Here is a 20,789-nt window from a genome sequence, read left to right as displayed (position 1 = left end):
TGTGCGGAGTGTGTCCAATAAGTTGTCAAACCGCATGGAATATTACCAAGGTGCAAATATGATTTTAAATATTGCAAATGGCAATGTGACATGCAAGATCATTTATACATCAGTAAGTGCTGATGCGTGGCTGTTTAACAATAGTTTATTTAGTCATGGGTTGCCGGCTTGACTGGGCGAAGCGCGCTAGCTGATGGCGTGCCCGAGCTTGGATCGATGCATTGCCTTGTGCACTGCTTGCAGTAGGCATGAGTCTACCTGACCATGGTTCGCACAGGTGTCCATGGAGCCGTAGTCACGCCTCCGGACATCGAATGGGGACTTATTCCAGTTCCTCGTCGTCATCTGGGCGGTTTTCGAACTCAATATCGGTTGGTTGGGTGGGGTCTGGCGGGGGCAAGGTGAAGAAGATTGTCGCTCCCTTGTCCACCTCGCCTTCGGCCCAGACGGTGCCGCCATGCCGGTGGATGACACGTTGCACGATGGCGAGTCCAATCCCGGTTCCTTCGAATTCGCTGGCATCATGTAGACGTTGAAACGCGCCAAACAGCCTGGCGGCATGGCGCATATCGAAACCAGCGCCGTCATCTTTCACAAAATAGATTCGTTTTCCCTGATCCTCCTTGACACCTACCTCGATAGTGGCGCTGTCATGCTTGGCACTGAATTTCCAGGCGTTACGCAACAAATTCTCCAGCACGATGCGGATCAGTCGTTCATCGGCATGTGCTGGTAGCTGGGTTGGACAGATCCAGCTGATGGTGCGATTGGGCTCGTTGAAACGTAAATCTTCAATGATTTGGCTGGCAATGGGAGCCAGATCGATTTCATGTGCGCTCAATCGTTGTCTGGAGATGCGGGATAGATTGAGCATGTCGTCGATCAAGTGAGACAATCGGGCAGCTGAGTTGACGATGCGTTGCAGGTAGTCACGCCCACTTTCATCCAAATGCTCGGTATAGTCTTCCAGCAATATGCTGCTGAATCCGGCGATGCTGCGTAGTGGCGCACGCAGGTCGTGTGATACGGAATAACTGAATGACTCCAGTTCGCGCATGCTGGCCTGTAACTGGGCGGTACGTTGTACCACGCGTTTTTCCAGTTCGGCATTCAGTTTACGGATTTCTGCCTCAGCTGAACGGCGCATGGTGACATCCACCCCGACGGCAATGATATCGGCTGCGTCGTCCTCGCTACCGCGCGGGCCGGTGGTTTTCCAGATCAACATACGGGTTTCGCCGTTGCGGGTGAAAATGGCGTGTTCCATTTCACCGCCACCGCGTTGCAGGAACTGTTCAACCTGATAGTCAACCACATCTGGCGCAAAGACATCTCGCCAGGATCGGCCGATTGCATCTTGGGGTACATTGCCTGTAATCGTCTGATAGGCTTGGTTGATACGCCGAATCAGACCTGTCGAGGTCATGCTGCAGATGATGGCTGGCGAGTAAAGCAATACCCGTTCGATATAACGCTGCTCCTGTTTCAATGCGGCTTCGGCCTGCAGTCGCTCCAATTCGGCAGCCGCACGGGTGGCGATGATGGTCAACAACGTGGTTGCCTGGCTGGGATCGGCCATGGGCTTGTCGTCCATGATCGCCAAGCTGCCAATTACATCGCCTTTGCCATTGCGTAATGCAACACTGACCAATGACTGGATATTCATATCCGCCATTCGGAAATCATTGGGAAAACGTTCTTGGACGTGGTTGGCAAACACGCACACCTTTTGCTCCAGTACCAGCTCCGATGGGCTACCTTGAACAGGATACTCAATGTTCGGGAGCAATCGGGTATTGTCGGCACGTGCCAGCGTGTGTTTTTGGCGTACGCCATTGACACCGGTGAGAAACGATCCAACCGAGGCATAGCGCACCCCCAACGCACGTGACAATTCAACAACCAGTGTGCGGAAGAAATTTTCGCCGACCGAGGTGGATGTCACTCGTAGGACGGTCTGTACCATCGCTTCTGCCCGGCGCCGATCGGTAATGTCGATGTTCAGCCCGACAATACGGGGCACACCACCACCACTGCTGCGCTCCATCAGCATATAACCGCGTACATGGCGGATGGCGCCATCGCGCCGCACGATGCGGAATTCGCTATCGATGGTGCCGCCCATGCGCTGCATGCTATCCATCTCGGCCTGCAGGCGGGGTTTGTCTTCTGGGTGGATGGACTCGACCCAGGCATCGACAGTGACCTGTGGTGTGGGGAAACCATAGATTTCCACCATGGTCGGGTCACAATCCAGTACGTTGCGGACAACATCCCATTCCGCGATGCCAATTCGTACCGATACGGTCAGCATTTGCCAGCGTTCATTCAGTCGTGCCAGCTCCCGCTCCGCATCCTTGCGTTGTGTGACGTCCCGGCCAAACGCAATCAGCATCTCGGCGTCAGGCAGTGACATCAGCTTGGTGCTGATTTCGACTGGAAAACGTTCACCGTTGGCACCTTGCAGCATGGATTCGATGTTGCTGGTATTGCCGGTTCGCAACTGTTGGTAGTGCTGGATGTAAGTGCCTAATGGAAAATTGGGTGCGATGTCGGGTAGATTGCGGCCGATCAGCTCAAGATTGGTGTAACCCAGTTTCTGATTGGCCGTTTCATTCACATATTGAAAGCGGCCATTGCCATCCAGACCGAATACCATGTCCGGGCTGGCATCAATAATGGCTTGGGCACGCTGCCACCGATATTCTGCTTCGGCAAGATGATCGAATCGCCGGTCCAGCCACCACCAGGCAATGATCAACCCACCGAGAAACAGCACACCGATCATGGCCGTCCAGCCTGCTTTATCACGCCAATTGTTGATGGCGACACTTTGCTCGATGCCGGCCACGACAATGACATCTGAACGTTTCAGTTTGCGGAAGGCGCCATACAGTAACGGTTCGTCCGGCGAAATACGATCGGCGAAAAATCGGGTTTGCTCCCCAGCCTGTTGCAAGATTTGCGCAGTGCCAATCAATACGTGATCTTGCGGCAGAGAGTGTGTTCGAGGGTAGCGTAACAGGACTTCGCCATCCTCTCGAGTCAGCATCAACGTCGTACCGGAGGGCAAACGCAGGGATTCAAGCCAGCTTTGTAGAAAGCGATGATCCAGCGGCGAGCTCAGTATGCCGGCAAACCCACCTTGCGGTGTTTCGATTCGGCGCCCAATCGGCACGACCGGTTGTTGGTCGTAACGGCTGGTGGTTTGATGTGCCACATAAATGCGGTCGCTGCGGTTGTTTTGCAGAAAACGGAAGTATTCGCGGTCGTTGATGACGATTCGTTTGGTCGGCAGTTCATGTGATGACGCCACCGCCACACCACGGTTGTTGTACACCATGAAACGGACGACCGCAGGTATGGCGCGGTGCAAGGCGGCCAGCTTCTCATGCAGGGTATTTTCCGGTCCGTTGATCAGCTCGGCCAGCTCGCCACTTTCGGCCAGGTTGTCGGTCAGACGCCACAGGCTGTCCAGTGTATTGTCGACCTGTAAGGTCAAATGATTGACCAGAATACGGTTGTGGGTATCGATTTCCTGTCGGATATCGACATAGCTTTGCCAAATCTGCCAGCAACTGATACTGACAATGCAGGTTGCAATCAACAGAATGACACGTCCCAGCGTGCCGCGCAGACGGTTGAGTTGGTTGGGTACCGTCATTCTCTCCCACCCGTCTTGCCAGGCATTGGATTGGCTGCATGGGATACGAAGGCATACGCGTATCTATCGCCGCGTAAGGATACGTGGCGCTTGGGTAGGCGGGGGGTAGAGCAACTCAACATGTGAATATTATAGTTGGCCGGACCAGTTTGTTTTTGAAGCAGGCATGGAAATACCATGTTTTTAATTGGTTTGTTGAGTTGGTTTTTTACAGTTTGGGTAGGTGTCAGGTAGGCATTGCAAGTAAGCCATCGTTAAAACAGTGACGGCTGCAAGTCTTCCTCGACCTCCACAAAGCGTACACCGATTCCCAATAACCTGACTGGCAACCGCTTTCGCTGATGACAGCTCACACACATGTGTTGGTAGATTTGCAGATTGGGTTCTGTGATGGTGCATTCCATGGTGGTTTGGCTGAAATCCGCAAACTTCATCTTGAACGAGGCTTTACTGACGCGATAACGTTGCTCTACTTTGCCAAGGCGTCGCAACATATCTTCATATAGTGTAGGGACTTCGGCGATACAGGCATTGGCATCGGGTAGATCAGTGACATAGGTGGTTTCTACCGACAGAGATTTCCGTGGCTCGTCCACCGTGACAGGCCTGTCATCAATGCCACGTGCCAGTTTCCATAGCCGTTCGCCAAAGCTGCCGAAACGGTGGCCGAGTTCTACTGGCGATAGCTGTCGCAAGTCCTCGCAGGTGAATAGGCCCATCTTGTGCATGCGTGCTTCGGTAACTTTGCCAACACCAAATAATTTGCCAACAGGCAATACCCTGACAAATTCATCCACATCTTTTGGGCGGATCACGAACTGGCCATCTGGTTTGTTCCAGTCGCTGGCGATCTTGGCCAGGAATTTGTTCGGGGCAATGCCTGCTGATGCGGTAATGCCAATTTCTTCGCGGATACGTGAACGGATTGCCTCTGCCATACGAGTGGCGCTGCCCTGAAGCAAATCAATGCCGGTGACGTCCAGAAAAGCCTCATCCAGTGACAATGGCTCGATAAGATCGGTGAAATCCTGATAAATGGTACGAATCTGTCGCGATGCCTCACGATACTGTTCAAATCGTGGACGTATCAGGATCAGGTTTGGGCACAGCTTGAGTGCCCGACTGGTTGGCATGGCCGAGCGCACACCCAATGCCCGCGCTTCATAATTGCAGGTGGCCACTACGCCACGCTGTTCCAGCCGTCCCCCTACCGCAATGGGTTTGCCACGAAGGTTTGGGTTGTCACGCATCTCGATCGAAGCGTAGAAGCAGTCACAATCGATGTGCAGGATTTTGCGTTGGGTGGCCATGACGAAAGGTATGGGTGCGGCTGGTTGAGGTACGAAATGCATCGTGTCACCGGGGCGACAAGTAATTTCCTAAACTGAACATGGTTGCCCGACATTTGCATTCGGCTTGGTGATAGGGCGCATCTTTCTCGACACGAGGGTTGGGTATCCGGTGAAATCCTCTGCGATGTTGACATGTTTGCTTGTCAGCCAGTGTGTGGCCCTTTCAGCATGTGCGCTTGAAGCCACGGCATGCGGCCATCATGATTATCCACCATGGAATTGGCAGCGTGGCAACCAGATTGTCGGTGCTTGTGTTGAAGTCGTACGTCGAGCATTTGAGAAAGCGGGTGTAACGGTCAGATTCAATTATGTTGGCCCTTGGAAGCGCTGTCAGGCGCTGATTCAGAATGGGGACGTCGATATCAACATCTGCGCACTTCGTAATACTGAGCGTGAATCCTACTCCAAAGCGGTCGAAGTGCCGATGGGTATCAATCCGATCGTGGCCTTTGTCCGAAAAGGGCGGGAGTTTCCGTTACAGCGGTGGGAGGATTTGAGTGGCAAATCAATCGGCTTGGTTGTTGGGGTGTCAATGGGGCCGGAATTCGACGAGTTTCTGCAACGAAATACCAGATTGCAGCTGGTTTCCGAGCCGACACTGAATCTGCGCAAGCTGATGCTGGATCGGGTGGATGTGGTACCGCTGGGGTTGCAAACAGGTCTGCTACAGATCGATACTTTAAGGCTGGCCGGTCGCATCGTACCACTGGCAAAGCCACTGACTGAAGGCAAATTGCATATTTCAGTGTCCAATCGGTCGTCCTGGTTGCTTCCCTATCTGGATACGGTCGAGCAGTATCTGGCGCGACCCGAATATCGACGTGAGCTAGCCGAATTATTGGGGCGATATCACAGCGAATACCTGGCCGATGGGATGAATACCAATCGATAGCATGTGTCTGAATATCAAGACATTCGATATTGTTGCCATCATGTTGAAATATCAATACTTAATTCGTTGAAAAATGTTCTGACTGAATCATGGTCTGTTGTCTGGACATTGCTTTGGCAGGTATTGATGTTCGCTGAATATTGAATTTGCTGGTATTCCTTATCGATGATCATTTCAACCGTCCGAATGACTGGACATTTTCCCTCATATCTTGATAGTCAGATAGCGATTCTGAATAAATTAATATTTAATTATCAATGCCTTGAGTGGAATGGCATACAAGCTGCTGAAGTATGGGGTATCTGTCATCTGCAGGATCTGATGCTTCATGGAACCTTACGCTGCACTTAATCCCTTTCAAATTGGTCTGGACGCCAACCAAGCAAATTACACACCACTGACACCGCTGACTTTCCTGAATCGGGCTGCTGAAATATGGCCTGACAAATTGGCCGTCATCCATGGTGCCAGGCGTTACACCTGGGGTGAGATGGCTGTTCGTTCCCACAAGCTGGCATCGGCTTTGATGAAGTTTGGGGTTGGTGTGGGTGATACGGTCGCGGTGTTGGCACCCAATATTCCAGAAATGGTGGATGTACATTTTGGCGTGCCACTGTGTGGTGCGGTACTTAACACCATGAACTACCGGCTGGATGCCAAGACGCTGGCCTTCCAGTTGGACCACGGTGAAGCCCGGGTGCTGCTGGTGGATACCGAATTCATCGATCTGGCACGTGAAGCCATTGGCATGGCCAGTCGAAAGCCGCTGGTGGTCGATATCGTCGACACTGAATACGACATGGGCACCCGCTTGGGGCCGTTGACTTATCAACAACTGCTGGCGGAAGGTGATGCCATTTTCCAGGGTGTGCCGGTCAGGGATGAGTGGGATGCCATTGCGCTCAACTATACCTCTGGCACCACAGGCAATCCGAAAGGTGTGGTCTACCATCATCGGGGAGCTTATCTAAACGCGATTTCCAACATCCTGGCTACCAACATGACACATGACACGATCAAATTATGGTCGTTGCCGATGTTCCATTGTAATGGCTGGTGCTTTGTCTGGACCTTGGCAGCGCTAGGCGGTACCTCGGTCTGTTTGCGGCGGGTGGAAGCAGCCACCATGTTTCAACTGATCAGTGAACATCAGGTCAATACGATGTGTGGCGCGGCGGTGGTGTTGAACATGTTCATCAATGCCCCTGATGCAGTGCGACGTCCTTTCCCACGTACGGTACATTTCAACGCGGCGGCGGCTCCGGTACCGGTGCCAATCATTCGTGCGGCAGAAGCGATGGGCTTCAAGGTGCAGCATTTGTATGGATTGACGGAAACCTATGGCCCTGCGACTTTGTGCCAATGGAAGCCAGGGTTTGATGCCATGAATGAAACGCAACAGGCTGCCATCCTGAAGCGGCAGGGGGTGCGTTATCCAATGTTGGAAGCCGTGACTGTGATGAACCCGGACACGATGCAACCAGTGCCTGCCGACGGACAGACCATGGGGGAAGTGATGTTTCGCGGCAATATCGTGATGAAAGGTTACCTTAAAAATCCCGCTGCGACCGCGGAGGCATTTGCTGGTGGCTGGTTTCACTCCGGTGACTTGGGGGTGCTGCACGCGGACGGCTATATTGAGCTGAAAGACCGCTCCAAAGACATCATCATTTCTGGTGGCGAGAACATCCCATCAATTGAAATCGAAGCGGCGTTGTACCAACACCCAGCGGTACTGGAAGCGGCAGTGGTTGCCAAGCCCGATGAAAAATGGGGGGAGGTGCCTTGCGCATTTGTAACATTGAAGGACAGTGTGCCAGTGCCGACAGAGACCGAACTGATTTCGTTCTGTCGTGAACGGTTAGCAGGCTATAAAACACCAAAACAGATCGTGTTCGGCAGTTTGCCGAAAACATCGACAGGCAAGATTCAGAAATTTCTGTTACGCGACCGGGCCAAACAAGTGTAATACGGGCCCAATTCCAATCCGATGTATACCTTGGCCGACCGGTTTAACTGATGGTCGGATCAGGGCTCCCAAATCATGGAGGACGCAATGGCATCATCCAGGCAGTGGGCATTGCTGGCTTTGTTGGGCTTGGCCGGATGTGGCGGCGGAGGGGGCGGTGATGGTGGCGGCAGTGGCTTGACCGGCACGGTGCAGGGGATGGCGGCAACGGGTAATGCCATTGCACAGGCACCGGTGATGGTACGTGACGCAAACGGACTGGAGCGTAGTACCACTACCGCGGACGACGGTGCTTTCCAGGTCAGTGTCAATGGCATGGTGGCCCCATTGATGTTGGTTGTGGTGACCGGCGATGGGGCACGATTGCATTCGCTGGCCCAGGCTGATGAAGTGAGTGGATCCATCAACATTAATCAGGTAACTGAGCTGATTGCTCGCCGTGCGGTCGGCGGGGATACCACCAGTGCTTACCAGCAAGGTGGATATCGGCAGTTATCTTCCAGCAGTTTGCGAACGGCAGAACAGGACATCATGCAGGCGCTGCGCAACGCGGGTGCACTGCCTGGCAATTTCAGCAGCAGTTTCCGCAATGTTGCGATGAAGTTTGGGGACGAACTGGATCGCGGCCTGGATACACTGGGGGATTTGAAGGAGGTGACCGTTGGCAACGGTCCGCTGAATTTCAAATTACTCAACATCCGCCCAGCATTTCTATTTGGTGAAGTGAAGCGAACCCACTACAACGGGCAAAGTGATGACCTACTCACAGCAGGATTGGGGAAAACAGGCTTGGGCGCGGTAGCCGCCCCACCGTTCAATAATCCGAGTAGTCCAACGGTGGCGGAGCTGCGTCGGAATGCCATTTGGACCAACTACCGATCGGTGCTGGATATCTCGTCAGCTGGCGGATATGGCCGCCTATGGGGGCCGAATATCGATACCTTAGGCAATGATACGTTGGGTGAGGGCAAGATCGCCGGTACGGAATACATTGCTTATGCCGGTGACCGCAGTGGTAAGGAAAACGTGGTGTTGATGGTGCAGGTGCCTGATCGTTTTGATCTGGCCAAACCCTGCATTGTTACCGGTACGTCAGCCGGCTCGCGGGGTATTTATGGTGCAATCGGTAGTGTCGGCGAATGGGGACTGAAACGTGGTTGTGCTGTGGCTTACGCCGACAAGGGTAGTGGTGCGGGCGTGCATGATTTGGCCAGCGATACGGTGATGATGATCGATGGTACCCGTACCACAGCTGTTAATGCGGGCAAGATGGCCCACTTTGATGCAGGCTTGTCTGCCAATGCATTGCAACAATACAACAGCGCATTTCCAAATCGGGTGGCTGTCAAGCATGCCCATTCGCGCCAGAACCCTGAAAAGGATTGGGGGCGCAATACATTGGATGCCATCCGCTTTGCTTATTATGTGCTCAATCAGCAGTTTGGCAGCGATGCGGGGCAAGAGCGCCGTTATCGTGATGCCGTCAAACCCAGGAATACCGTTGTGATCGCTTCCAGTATCTCCAATGGTGGCGGAGCGGCGGTGGCGGCAGCTGAGCAGGATCACCTTGGCCTGATCGATGGCATTGCCGTCAGTGAACCCAATACACAGCCTGCCAATACGGACGGCTTGTCAATTCGGCAAGGGGCGACCGTCTTCAACACCATTGGCAAGCAATTGCTGGATTACATCACCTATGCCAATCTTTACCAGCCTTGTGCTGCATTGGCGCCATCATTGGTCGGTGCTCCATCCAATGTGGTTGATCCGGTAAGGGCAACCTTGCGATGCAGCCGGTTGGCCAGCCTGGGCTTGGTGACAGGCAACACCACAATTGAACAAGCCAATGATGCGTTGGCGAAACTGCATGACTATGGCTGGAATACCGACGCCGATCCGGCGCAGTCCTTTCAGTATGTATTCTCTGCCACGCAAGGGATCGCCACGGCGTACGTGAATGCTTATGGTCGATTCAGTGTTGCAGACAATATCTGCGGCTTTGGTTATGCGGCAACCAATGAGCTGGGTGTGGTTATCCCCACCACATCCGTCTCATTGGCGCCGCTGTTTTCTACCTTCAACGGCATACCGCCCAATGCGGGCATCAATATCGTTTATGGTCTGACGGGTATCAGCACCGTCCGCGAAGACCTGGCACTGAGCACAGGTGGCTTGCAAGATTACAACCTGGATGGCGCATTGTGCCTGCGGCGATTGGCAACTGGGATAGACCCGACCACAGGCAACAAAGTGACCGGGACTGAGCAGGCCTTGTCCAGCCGCGTACAGGCCGGCATGAAACAAGTACAGCGTACGGCCAATTTGCGTGGCAAACCTGCACTGATCGTCACAGGTCGGTCGGATGCCCTGCTGGCGGTCAATCATGCCTCGCGTGCGTATGTCATCGCCAATCAAGACAAAGAAGGCAGCAACAGCAAGCTGCGTTATATCGAAATTGCCAATGGCCAGCATTTTGATGCGTTCCTGCCCCTGATCGGTTTTGGCACCCGCTTCACGCCGGTGCACTATTACTTCGATCAGGCGCTCAGTCGCATGTATGCCCACTTGACCCAAGCCAAGACATTGCCGCCAAGCCAAGTGGTACGTGCCACCCCACGTACCAATCAGTTAGATGACCTGACCACGGCCAACCTGCCTGACATCAGTGATACCCCGGCGGCAGGTAACCTGATCAGTGTTACTGGCAAGCAATTGGTCATTCCGCAGTAAGACATTGCGGTGGTCCCCGGCCTGTTCCGGTATTGGAGTGCTGGAGCGGTGCCGTGGACATTTCTCTGCTACTTCACGCAGTAACCCTGGGGCGTTGGGGTTGCTGCGTTTTTTTTGTAGTGCTTGGTGTAAGAGCCTGTTCAATGTTTTATTGCGCGACTGGAGCTTCGGGGCTCATGTGCTGCTCAAAATCCTCATATATCACACCTATATTCCGGTTTCTGCGCTTCACCCCGCTGGTGGCTGCTCATCACAGACCTTGAACAGGTTCTAAGGACTGTATTGGATTGGCTAGATTCCTCTGTTAAGGTGGCTAGGGATCTGAATAAAGATATGTCATGTGAGATGGTTGTTTGCTACAGCTAACTGATCTGTAGCTCATCACAACATTAGAAAGCGAATGGAAGATGCACAAAATTGACCTTGGCCCGGTGCAGTTTGTGGAGGGGCTGCAGTACAGTTTTCCAGACCATCTTTGTGCCAATTGCGGTACAACCCTTGCGGTCTCGGTACAAATTCAGGAAACCCGCCGTGCTACCTACATGTTATTAGGCGGTACGGAATTGACCTTCAAACTACCTATTCCGACCTGCGAGCAATGTGCTCCTGCACTGAAACGCAGGCCACTATCCCTGATCAATAAAATCTTCATCGCATTGCTGGTATCGTTGGCCTTGGCAACTGTGGTTTTACTGACAGTGACGCTGGGCGACGTATCAATGCCCGTTTCAGATTCCGTATTGTTGGGTATGTCACCTGTACTGGGGTTTGGCTTGACAGCGGCTTATTTCATGTTGCACCGGGTACGTGCCCCGCAGACCAGTTACTACCAGCCTGTTCGCATCGAACAGGTCAAACGCGCTTTTGTAGATAGCACCATCCAGAAAATAGGTTTTGCGTTTACCAATGATGCCTATGGCCGCGCCTTTGCACAGCAAAACAAAGCTGCCATCCAGGCCAAGCTGATATCAGCACGTAAAGCGTAATCCGGCATACTGTCCGGCGAAATGGCACATAGGTAGTGCCATCGATAAGCTAAGGATGCAAAAGTGACAAGTAGTCGCTTATGATGGCGATTCTGTTTCGGCGCGCGATGGCCGCCAGATCTCATTCCACGAGGACAACGCATGAATCCGACGGTTGAACCGTCCCTTGCTCTGTATCGCCCAGGCCCAGATGGTGGCATGTTACAGCTCAGCACCATTGCGGAGGCAGACGGCCGTTATGGCGTCAGGTTGACCCATCGGCAACCAGGCGGCGACTGGCAACTGGTCAATCACTTGGGTGGTCTGGCTGATCAGGCTGCGGCTCAGGCCACGGCCTTGCGCATACTGGCGGCTAAGCAGGCAGATGGTTACCTGGCCGACGGGCAGCCTGTACCCGCCGTGACCCACCCGTCATTTTTGTTGCCTGATCAGACGGTCAATCGATTGCTTCGGCAGATCAGCCCGGACGGATGGCGTTTATTGAAGCCACGCAAACAGTCGCGTCTGATCTGGCAGTTGGGTGAACTGCGGATTACCGCAGCTGTACCAAGGATGGTTGCCTTGCTGGGTACAGGCGATGTCATGCTGGATTATTGCCTGGCCTGGGCCATTGGCCGTTGTGGTGATGTGGGTGCCAGGCCTGCCATGCAGCAGCTGATGCAGATGGGACGGACCGATACCGTGCGGCGTGTGGCGACACTGGCTAGTATGGCGCTGGCGGATATCGGTGCCCGTGCCGATTGGGCGCAGCAACTGATTGCTGACTGGTCCGCCATCTTACGGGATGCCTGGGTGACGCAGGATCCGGCCTACATGCTGAAGGCAGTCCACGAACTGGTCACCTGGCAACGTTTCCCGGTAGCAAATTGGCTGGAATCGCTGGATCTGGTTGCGCAAAGCCAGCCCGCTGCTCGCCAGGTATTGATTACGTTGTTGACTGATTTGCCATTGACTGCGGGTAACTTCCGTGTGGTACGACACCTTTATAAAGCGGCTGAATTCCGTGGTGACGGCGAAGTGTGGGCGTTGTTGCAGCGGCGCTTCGAATCGGTCAAGGCCAACTTCCGCCGATCCTACCCCGAGCAACGTTACTGGTTGGATGGCAAGTGGGTGAATGCCAGTGATGAGCTGGCACGGGACGATAGCCGCCTGGCGTATTCGCAACGTACTCGCGAATATCTGCTGCGGCGTGGCTGGCGTGGCTTGCGACGGCTGGGTGCGATAGGCAGCCCGGAGTTTGCGCCCCTGGCATTCGCAGCCCTGCGACAATTTGACGATGCCCAGGCGCCTGCCACGCACCACGATACCTATTTCTGGGAAGAACGCCGCTGGCAGACACGACGTGAATATCGTCATGCCCATGCGGCGAGTACGCTGTTCAATCGCTTGCTGTTCCGGCCCGACGGCCCGGTGATCATGCGAGCACCAGGGCATTGGAGCTATACGAAGGCGGAACAGCCAGCCAAGCGCAACAAACGCTATGAGCCATTTGCCCATTTATGGAACAACCGCCCCGACCTGTTGCTGCAATTGGCACTCAGCAGCCGTGCCGAATGGGTGCAGGCGTTTGCCGTGCGTGCGTTGGCCGATTGCACCGATTATTGCGCGCAGTTGGACGACGCGCTGTGGCAAAGCCTGATCAACAGCCCGTTTGAGGTCACCGCCGATTTTGCTTACACGCAGGTCGCCGGGCGAATTGCCGCCGAAACGGATCTGTTGCGTCGCGAGCAATGGCTGGTGCTGCTTTTGGGTAGCCGTCACCCTCGCGTGGTGCAGGCCGGCTTGGCCATGCTGGAGCAGGACCCGGCGGCGCATGCAACCAGCCCGGCCCTGGTGGTTGGTGTGCTGACTGCCCGGTCGGCTGAGGTACGCCGTCATGGCCGACTGTTGTGCCAAATAGCGGCGACCCATATTGGTGTTGCGGAGCAAATCGTATCGTTGGTGCTCGATTGGTTGGCCCTGGCCGACCAGACAACCGAGGCACTGGATAACATTCTCGACAACCTGGCGTGGGTGATTGCCAACCCATTGCGGCAGCACGCTGCCCAGGCAGACTATTCCAGGTTATTGGCATTGACGTGCCATATAGCGGTTGCGGTACGTTGTGTTGCCATTGATTGGCTCATAGGTCATCAACAACCACTGCAGGATCTGCCCCCTGTTTTGTTCAAGGAACTGCTGGATAGCGATGATGCAAGGTTGCTCAGTGCGGGTTTGCGTCTACTGGGGGCGTTGCCAGCCCATCTGCTGGCCGAGCAAAGCGAACTGGTCGGGCTGTTCTGTGTGTCCGAGCACGCTACGGTTCGCGATGAAGCCTTTCGTATCGTCGATAAGTTGTTGGCGCATGACATGGCTTTTGCTGACGCGTTGGTGCCCAAGTTATTGGCTGCGCTTTACCGAGCCGAGACTGCAACAGGTTTACATGCCGATTTGCACCGGGTCTTGACGACGACCTTGGCGCAAGCCAGCCAAGCATTACCCCACGAAACAGTGCTGCGTCTGCTATTGGCCCGCACGGCAGCGGCCCAAGGCTTTGGCGCATGGCTACTGGCGATGCGAGCCGATGCCGAGTTGAGTGCAGAAGACTGGGTCAAGCTGGCCCGATGCGATACGCAAACTGTGCGGCAACGCGCATTGACAATACTGGATGCCCAGTTTGCCAATCTGTCGCCCGCCATGCTGTTGCCGATTCTGGACGGCCGCTGGGACGATAGCCGAACGGAGGTGTTGGCCTGGTTGCGGCAACGTGTGAAAAATGACCATTGGCAAGTGAAAGAGCTGATCGCGTTGGCCGATCACGCCATGCCGGTCGTACAGGCGCTGGGGTGCGAGTTGCTGTCGCTCAGGTTGGCCGAGGGGCGGGACACCGACTGCCTGTTGGCATTGGCTGAGCACCCGTCACTGGCGGTGCAAGGTTTTGTGGCCCGCTGGCTACAACAAACAGTAGGCGACGACCCGGCCCAGCTGGTGCGTTTCCGTGACTATTTCCGCACGGTGCTGTCGCAGGTCAACAAGGGCAGGCAGGTGAAGAAGACCATTCACGCCTTGTTGCGGCAACAGGCACTGCAATCGGAAGCCTTGGCACGCGAGGTGGCCGAGCTGTTCGAATGGCTGGCTGTGACGGTGGCCATTGGCGACAAAGCCCAATATGTTGCCGGCCTGTTTGAAATCCAGCGCCGCTTTCCGGCCATCACGTCGCGCCTGACGATTGCTGCACCAGCCGTACGGGGAGGGGTGTAATGCTGTTCGAGTACCGTTATTTCGGCGAAAGCCAGGTGCATGACGATCACCACAGTACCGGCATCAGTTTCGCGCCGGATACCCTGCGTAAACCAGTCCATTTCGTTGCCGATATCAGCCGCCATCTGCCATTTCGTGAGGCGATTTCTGCCATGCATGATGTGGTGGTATCTGATCTGCGTACACGTCAACGTGACTTGACTGCCTACAAGGCATGGCTGGAAAGCCAGCAACAGACCATGCTCGCCGACTACATGGCGCAGGCCGGTACCATCAAGGAACAGGTCGCGGCCATCAACAAGCAACTGACTGATTTGCGAAAACGGAAGGAATCGTTGTTGGCGCCATACCACCGCGCCAAGCAAAAGTACTTCGACCACATCTACAAGCACAATCGCGAGCTGTGGTACGTGCTGGACCCAGTCATCACCGTTCACCCGGACAAGGTGTTTTTCGAATGCTTCAGTCAGGATGAATCCACCTACGCGAACTTCAGCTGCAGTCATGACATGTTCAGCCATCATGGCGAATTTGCCTGCGGCACCACCAATATCGACTATTCCGCTCCGTTGTATGCCGAATTCCAGAAGATTCGCCAATACAAACAGACCCGGCTGACGGTCGAAGCAGGTGGTTTCACGGTACAGACCGGGCAGGCGGATGGCTTTGTCGAAGAGAAGATCGATCTACCGGATAGCTGGGTACGGGGCTTTCTGCAAGTGAGCGCGGCCATGGCCCAGCCGGGGCAGCGCCTGAATCTGCACCCGATGGATCTGCACAATCTCTGCCTGATTCTGCGCCGCCGCAAGGAGCGGGTCGGACCGCGCTCGATGCGCTTTGAATTGCTGCCAGGGCAGCCGGTGAAAGTGGTGTTCGAGCCGTGGGGCATCGAATTGCTTTGCCCGCGATCGAGCCATGACGCTGCCGAGGTGCAGACCATCCGTATCTGGGGGCGCCGCCGCTTGCTGACGCTGGAACGCTTGACGGGCATTGCCGAGCGGGTGGAAGTGCGTTTGCTGGGCACTGGCCTACCCAGTTTCTGGCTGGTAGCCGGGGCAGACTGGCAATATACCTTGGGCCTATCAGGCTGGACGGCGAACGATTGGTCACGCAGTGGGCAGTTCGACTTGTTCGGCCCGCGCCAGCATGTTGATGTGGGCACCCGTGAACAGATCTTTCACGCATTGGGGCAGAACTGGAAAGCCACAGTGGATGATCTAAGTCAGCAAACCAGTTTGGCGCGCAGTGTGGTGGAATCCAGCCTGCTGGCTTATACCCAGGCCGGCCGGGTGGTGTATGACCTGGCCGACAACTGCTACCGCCTGCGCGAACTGTCGCGCAAGCCACTGCCGCTGGACCGTCTGCGTTTCACCAACGAACGGGAAGAGCAAGCCGCGCTGCTGGTGGCGCATGCTGCAGTCAGCAGCCTGCGGGTCGATGCCCAATTGGCAGGCCGGCTGATTCAGGCCCGATTGCAGGAAGGTGAACGTTTGCATGCGGTACAGGTACAGATCGACGCCGACGAGCGGATGACAACCGCGCGTTGCGATTGCGATTTCTTTATCCGCAACAAGCTTTACCGTGGCCCGTGCGCGCATATTCTGGCTGCCAGAATGGCCGCCGATCAGCGGGTGCGCCGTAGTTGAGTGGCAGCTTGGATTCGCATCTGTCGAGATTACTGCTAAATAAATTTCGAATTTTGATTGAGGAGAAAACGCCGGGTTGTTAGACTCGGGAATGCGTAGCGGGGAGGCTCTTGCAACCCGGATGGCGGATCGCCATTCATGCTTAAAGCTGTCCCACGCGTCACTGGCCCGCTCTTCACTGGGCCGGGGCGTGCTACCAGCGACATGACGGTTCGGCTTGTTCCAAGCTCGATGTCGCCGGTAGCACGCCCCGGCTTTCGAGTGGAGCAGTCCAGTCTACAAGGCTCTTCGATGAGAACCCCGCTACGCACCCTTCCCGATGGTTTTTTGGCAGGCTGGCAAGCTTCATCCTGCTGAAGAATCTGGGCGATGACCGGACAGGTTGTCGGCCCCACCCCGGCTTGCCCATTATGAGCAACGCCACTCAAACCAGCCGTGAAGCCGTCTTGGCCCGTATTCAGGCCAGCAGCAAGGATTCGGTCATCCTCGAAGAAATGCAGCGCCTGGGTTTCTGGCCAGCGGGCAGCGGCACACCCGATCAGCAGCGCGCGACAGAACTGATCAGCCAGGAACAAGCGCTGCTGAGCGAATTGCGCGAGCTGAACCAAAAGCTCAGCATCGCCAAGGACCCGGTCGCCGCGCTGAAGGCCCTGAACAAGCAACGCATGGCCGAGGCCAAAGCCCGTCGAGAACAAACCCGCCTGGCTGCAGCCCAGCGTCGCTATGAAAAAGCGGCAGCGTGGCATGCCCGGCGCGCGCTGGATATCGGCTATCTGGGCGAAGGCGTGTCGCAAAGTTTGTCCGATGCACGTACCGACCCCCATCGTCTTGCTGCCCGTGAGCTGCCAGTGCTGGACAGCCCCAAGGTGTTGGCCGATGCCATGGGTATCACTGTGGAAGAACTGCGGTTTTTGACGTTTCATCGCAGCGTATCGCGCATCAGCCACTACCGTCGCTTTGGTATTCCCAAAAAGACGGGTGGATTGCGGATGATTTCCGCCCCGATGCCTCGCTTGAAGCGGGCACAATACTGGGTGTTGGACCGGGTACTGGCCAAGCTGCCAGTGCATGATGCGGCGCATGGCTTTGTGCCTGGGCGCTCGATTGTCAGCAATGCGACGCCCCACGCAGGGCAAGCCGTGGTGGTCAATTTCGATCTGAAAGACTTTTTCCCGTCCATCAGCTATCAACGGGTTCGCGGCCTGTTTCAGACTTTTGGCTATTCACGCCAGTTGGCCACCCTGTTTGCCATGATCTGCACCGAATTGCCTACAGACGAAGTCAGTATCGATGGCCTGCATTTCCATGTGCAAAATGGTGAGCGTCACTTGCCACAAGGTGCACCTTGCAGCCCTACCATCACCAATTTGTTGTGTCGCCGGCTGGATACGCGACTGGCGGGCTTGGCCAAGCGACTGGGTTTTATCTACACCCGTTACGCTGACGACATGACCTTTTCAGCCGATGCAGCCAGTGCAGGCAATCTGCCGCGTCTGCTGTGGCAGGTCAAACGGATCATTGCAGAGGAAGGTTTCACGCTGCATCCGGACAAGCAGCGCATTATGCGTAACAGCGCTCGACAGGAAGTGACAGGTGTGGTGGTCAATCACCATCCGACCGTGTGTCGTGAGACGCTCCGTCGTTTTCGTGCGACCTTGTATCAAGTGGAAAAGGATGGCCCACAAGGTAAAGCCTGGAATGGTAATGGTGATGTACTGAATGCCTTGGCTGGTTATGCGCGGTTCGTGAAAATGGTCGATCCTGCCAAAGGTGGGCCCTTGTGCGCAAAGGTCGCAGCCGTACAGGCCAAATGGGGTGACAATGCCAGCCAGCCGCGCGGTCAGTACTATCGATTGTTCCGTGAGGCCAGTGTGGCGGGCAAGGCATTACCAAGCCATCAGTGGCAGGCAAAGCGCCAGCCGGCGCCAACCCTGGAAAAAACGGCAACTCAGCTGCAGCAGGAAAAACAAGCCACCCGACAAGCCGAATCGGATCAGGCAGCAGCTGTGGCCGCAGAAACGATTGCGTCGGCGGCTGCCTTGCCCACAACGCATACGCAGTCAGGCGAGCTGATCGAGCGTAATGCGGTGTCGGCTGACGCGATTCCACCCAACGTGCATGAAGATGTCCCGGCTTCGGTCTACCTTCAACTGGCCATGCAGTTTGTACTGATGTTGGTCAGTGGGTTATTGACCGGTAACGTGTTGATGGCCATGGCCAGTGTGGGCTGGATGTGGTTTGGCTTCAAACGGCGTCGCGCCAATTGGTGGTTGTGGCTGGGTGTGTACTTTGCCTGCCGGTTGCTTTGGCGTTTGACCACCGCTTAATCGCCTCCGCTTCAATGCGGAGACGACCTGCCAGTTACTGCGTCGAGCATTCGGCAACGACGGATTCAATCAGGTGCCGGGCAATACTGAGCTTGTAAGGCAATCCCGGCAGGGCGTCTGGCTCATAAAAGCCGGCATCTTCGATCTCGACCCCGTCCGGTGACAATTCGCCACCTGCATAGTCGGCAACAAAAGCAATCATCAGCGAATGGGGAAAGGGCCAGCTCTGGCTACCAAAATAGCGCAGATTGGTCACCGTGATACCCACCTCTTCCATGACTTCACGGTGTACTGCCGCCTCCAGGCTTTCACCGGGTTCGACAAAGCCTGCCAGCGCGCTATAAGCCCCCGGCGTGAAGCCCGGCGACCGTGCCAGTAGCAGTTGGCGCCCTTTCTTGACCAGCACCATGATCGCCGGCGATAACCGCGGATAGACCACATAGCCACAAGATGGACACTGCTTTGCATGTTCATGGGCCTTAGGTTGGGTGGTGGTTCCGCACTGCCCGCAAAAACGGTGGGTACGGTCCCATTCCAACAATTGAAAGGCTCGGCTGACTGCCTCGATCATGGCAGGTGACCAGTTCAACAGGGCTGCACGTAGACTGATGGTTTCCAGCGGTGCAGGCAGGGTTTCCACCTCAACCCGCAAGGTAAAACAGGGCATGCCGCTGTCCGCCATGCCAATACAGTGCAAACTGCCTGGCAGGTGTGTCAACTGGCTGGCCAGCCATTGTTCACCGGTAAGTGGCAAGCTGGCGGTGAGGACGATCTGGTTGTGGTGAAATGCGAATACCACAGCATTGGCCGGGATGGTGTCGATGGGGGCAAAACCGAGTTCGAAGGCGTGCATGAGAAGGCTCGTCGTTTCAAATAAGGGATGCTACTTGCCGTAAGAAGCTGGCGGTCAGGGGTAACTGATTGCGCTCAATCAGACTGATGAAATCCTGGGGCGAATAGGGCGGCTTGTTTAGCCGAGCCCGCATGTTCTTCAAGGCTGTCAGGGCCTCAATGTGACGTAGTTCCAGTTGGTGCATCACAAAATCATCCGGATGCATTGCTTCGATGTTGTGCTCCGCAAGTATTGCTGCGGGGAAGTCTTTTAAATTGAAAGTGACAATCGCGTCGGCATGGCCGGCAATGGCCGCTGCCAGCACATGTCTATCGCCCAGATCTGGGAGCTGCAGGCTATCAATGAGGTGGGTGTGGCTGGTGATAAGGCAGTCTGGGATGGCACGCTCCATCGCTGCAGCTACCTTGGGTAGCTGATCTGCAAGTTCCGGGCGATTTTTGATCAGGTTACGTTGCCATTCATTAGCAATGTCGGATGTCCAACGGGCGTGAAACAGCCCTGCTGCAGCGAGGCTGAGCAGCACATCTCGTAACGGCGCAGGGTACAGCACATTGGCGTCCAAAATAGCCGTGAACAGCGACGAGCCCGCCATCAATACCCCAGCCCCATTTCTTGAGACAACGATGCCAGTTCTTGCAATGCGTGTTCAGAATCCTGTTGCATCTGCTGCTTGAACCGCATCAGTTCCGCAAACTCGATTCGCCGATGTCGTCCTACTTTTCGGCACTGTAAACGCCCTTGCTCAATCTGCTTGATGACAAATGGACGCGATACGTTCAGCAAGTGTGCTGCCTCTTGCGTGCTGAGCTCATGCTTTTGCGGCACCAAACTGATGGGGCGTTGCTGAGCCATCATGCCCAGCATGTCGGCGAAAAAGCGCAATGCCTGGGGTGGTAGTTCCAAAACAGGCGCATCAGCTGCATTCTCGTCATCGCTGATCAGTACGATTTTATTAGCGTGGGAGTGATCCAACGCTGCCATGATGCAACGTTGAGCCACTTTTGCCAGCTCAGCGTCTTTCTCATCGGCCGGTAGTTGTAACAGTTCAGTAGGAGCCATGCTAATGCCTGCCGTAGTGATGAATAACGTTTGGTAAATACAGATCAATCATGTGTTCAGTATAAATCTCA

General features: G+C 55.2%; 13 protein-coding genes. 8 read left to right on the top strand and 5 right to left on the bottom strand.

Features of this window, described 5'->3' with window-relative positions; all coding sequences use genetic code 11:
- Positions 1-322 precede the first annotated feature (322 nt).
- Both FFS57_RS20195 and dinB read right to left on the bottom strand, forming a co-directional pair.
- The gene (locus tag FFS57_RS20195) at positions 323-3,664 is read right to left on the bottom strand and encodes a PAS domain S-box protein (protein ID WP_137939633.1); all 3,342 of its coding nucleotides are present in this window, start codon (positions 3,662-3,664) and stop codon (positions 323-325) included.
- Between the two features lie 254 nt (positions 3,665-3,918).
- Positions 3,919-5,016: a DNA polymerase IV gene (dinB, locus tag FFS57_RS20190; RefSeq protein ID WP_249384086.1), complete on the bottom strand. Its 1,098-nt coding sequence runs from the start codon at positions 5,014-5,016 to the stop codon at positions 3,919-3,921.
- A 124-nt stretch (positions 5,017-5,140) separates the two neighbouring features.
- On the opposite strand from dinB, the gene FFS57_RS20185 reads away from it, so the two are divergent.
- From FFS57_RS20185 to FFS57_RS20150, 8 genes are all read left to right on the top strand, one after another.
- A complete protein-coding gene (locus FFS57_RS20185; RefSeq protein WP_137939632.1) occupies positions 5,141-5,908 on the top strand; it encodes a substrate-binding periplasmic protein in 768 nt (255 codons plus the stop codon).
- Positions 5,909-6,236: 328 nt separating this feature from the next.
- Positions 6,237-7,877: an acyl-CoA synthetase gene (locus FFS57_RS20180; protein WP_137939631.1), complete on the top strand. Its 1,641-nt coding sequence runs from the start codon at positions 6,237-6,239 to the stop codon at positions 7,875-7,877.
- Between the two features lie 87 nt (positions 7,878-7,964).
- Positions 7,965-10,607, top strand: a complete 2,643-nt coding sequence (locus FFS57_RS20175; protein WP_171014095.1) for a 3-hydroxybutyrate oligomer hydrolase family protein — start codon at positions 7,965-7,967, stop codon at positions 10,605-10,607.
- A gap of 407 nt (positions 10,608-11,014) precedes the next feature.
- Positions 11,015-11,593: a hypothetical protein gene (locus FFS57_RS20170; RefSeq protein WP_137939629.1), complete on the top strand. Its 579-nt coding sequence runs from the start codon at positions 11,015-11,017 to the stop codon at positions 11,591-11,593.
- 141 nt (positions 11,594-11,734) lie between these two features.
- Positions 11,735-14,833: a HEAT repeat domain-containing protein gene (locus tag FFS57_RS20165; protein WP_137939628.1), complete on the top strand. Its 3,099-nt coding sequence runs from the start codon at positions 11,735-11,737 to the stop codon at positions 14,831-14,833.
- Complete coding sequence (locus FFS57_RS20160) at positions 14,833-16,479, top strand: SWIM zinc finger family protein (RefSeq protein ID WP_137939627.1); 1,647 nt, start codon at positions 14,833-14,835, stop codon at positions 16,477-16,479. Before FFS57_RS20165 ends, FFS57_RS20160 begins: the two co-directional genes overlap by 1 nt.
- Positions 16,480-16,617: 138 nt before the next feature.
- Positions 16,618-16,836: a hypothetical protein gene (locus tag FFS57_RS20155; RefSeq protein WP_137939626.1), complete on the top strand. Its 219-nt coding sequence runs from the start codon at positions 16,618-16,620 to the stop codon at positions 16,834-16,836.
- Positions 16,837-16,889: 53 nt separating this feature from the next.
- Complete coding sequence (locus FFS57_RS20150) at positions 16,890-18,806, top strand: reverse transcriptase family protein (RefSeq protein ID WP_137939625.1); 1,917 nt, start codon at positions 16,890-16,892, stop codon at positions 18,804-18,806.
- 34 nt (positions 18,807-18,840) lie between these two features.
- Here FFS57_RS20150 and nudC read toward each other — a convergent pair whose 3' ends face one another.
- Genes nudC through FFS57_RS20135 form a run of 3 tightly spaced genes read right to left on the bottom strand, consistent with a single transcriptional unit; the run spans position 18,841 to position 20,718 of the window.
- The gene (nudC, locus tag FFS57_RS20145) at positions 18,841-19,659 is read right to left on the bottom strand and encodes an NAD(+) diphosphatase (RefSeq protein WP_137939624.1); all 819 of its coding nucleotides are present in this window, start codon (positions 19,657-19,659) and stop codon (positions 18,841-18,843) included.
- A gap of 16 nt (positions 19,660-19,675) precedes the next feature.
- Positions 19,676-20,251: a PIN domain-containing protein gene (locus tag FFS57_RS20140; protein ID WP_137939623.1), complete on the bottom strand. Its 576-nt coding sequence runs from the start codon at positions 20,249-20,251 to the stop codon at positions 19,676-19,678.
- Positions 20,251-20,718 carry a helix-turn-helix domain-containing protein gene (locus FFS57_RS20135; RefSeq protein WP_137939622.1) on the bottom strand — a complete coding sequence of 156 codons (468 nt, stop codon included), beginning with the start codon at positions 20,716-20,718 and terminating at the stop codon, positions 20,251-20,253. The genes FFS57_RS20140 and FFS57_RS20135 overlap by 1 nt, the downstream gene beginning before the upstream one ends.
- Positions 20,719-20,789: the final 71 nt, after the last annotated feature.

Source organism: Chitinivorax sp. B (assembly GCF_005503445.1).
In the GTDB taxonomy this organism is placed as follows: Bacteria; Pseudomonadota; Gammaproteobacteria; order Burkholderiales; family SCOH01; genus Chitinivorax.
The sequence above is the reverse complement of the archived record's forward strand: the minus strand, read 5'-3'. Positions and strand labels throughout refer to the sequence as shown.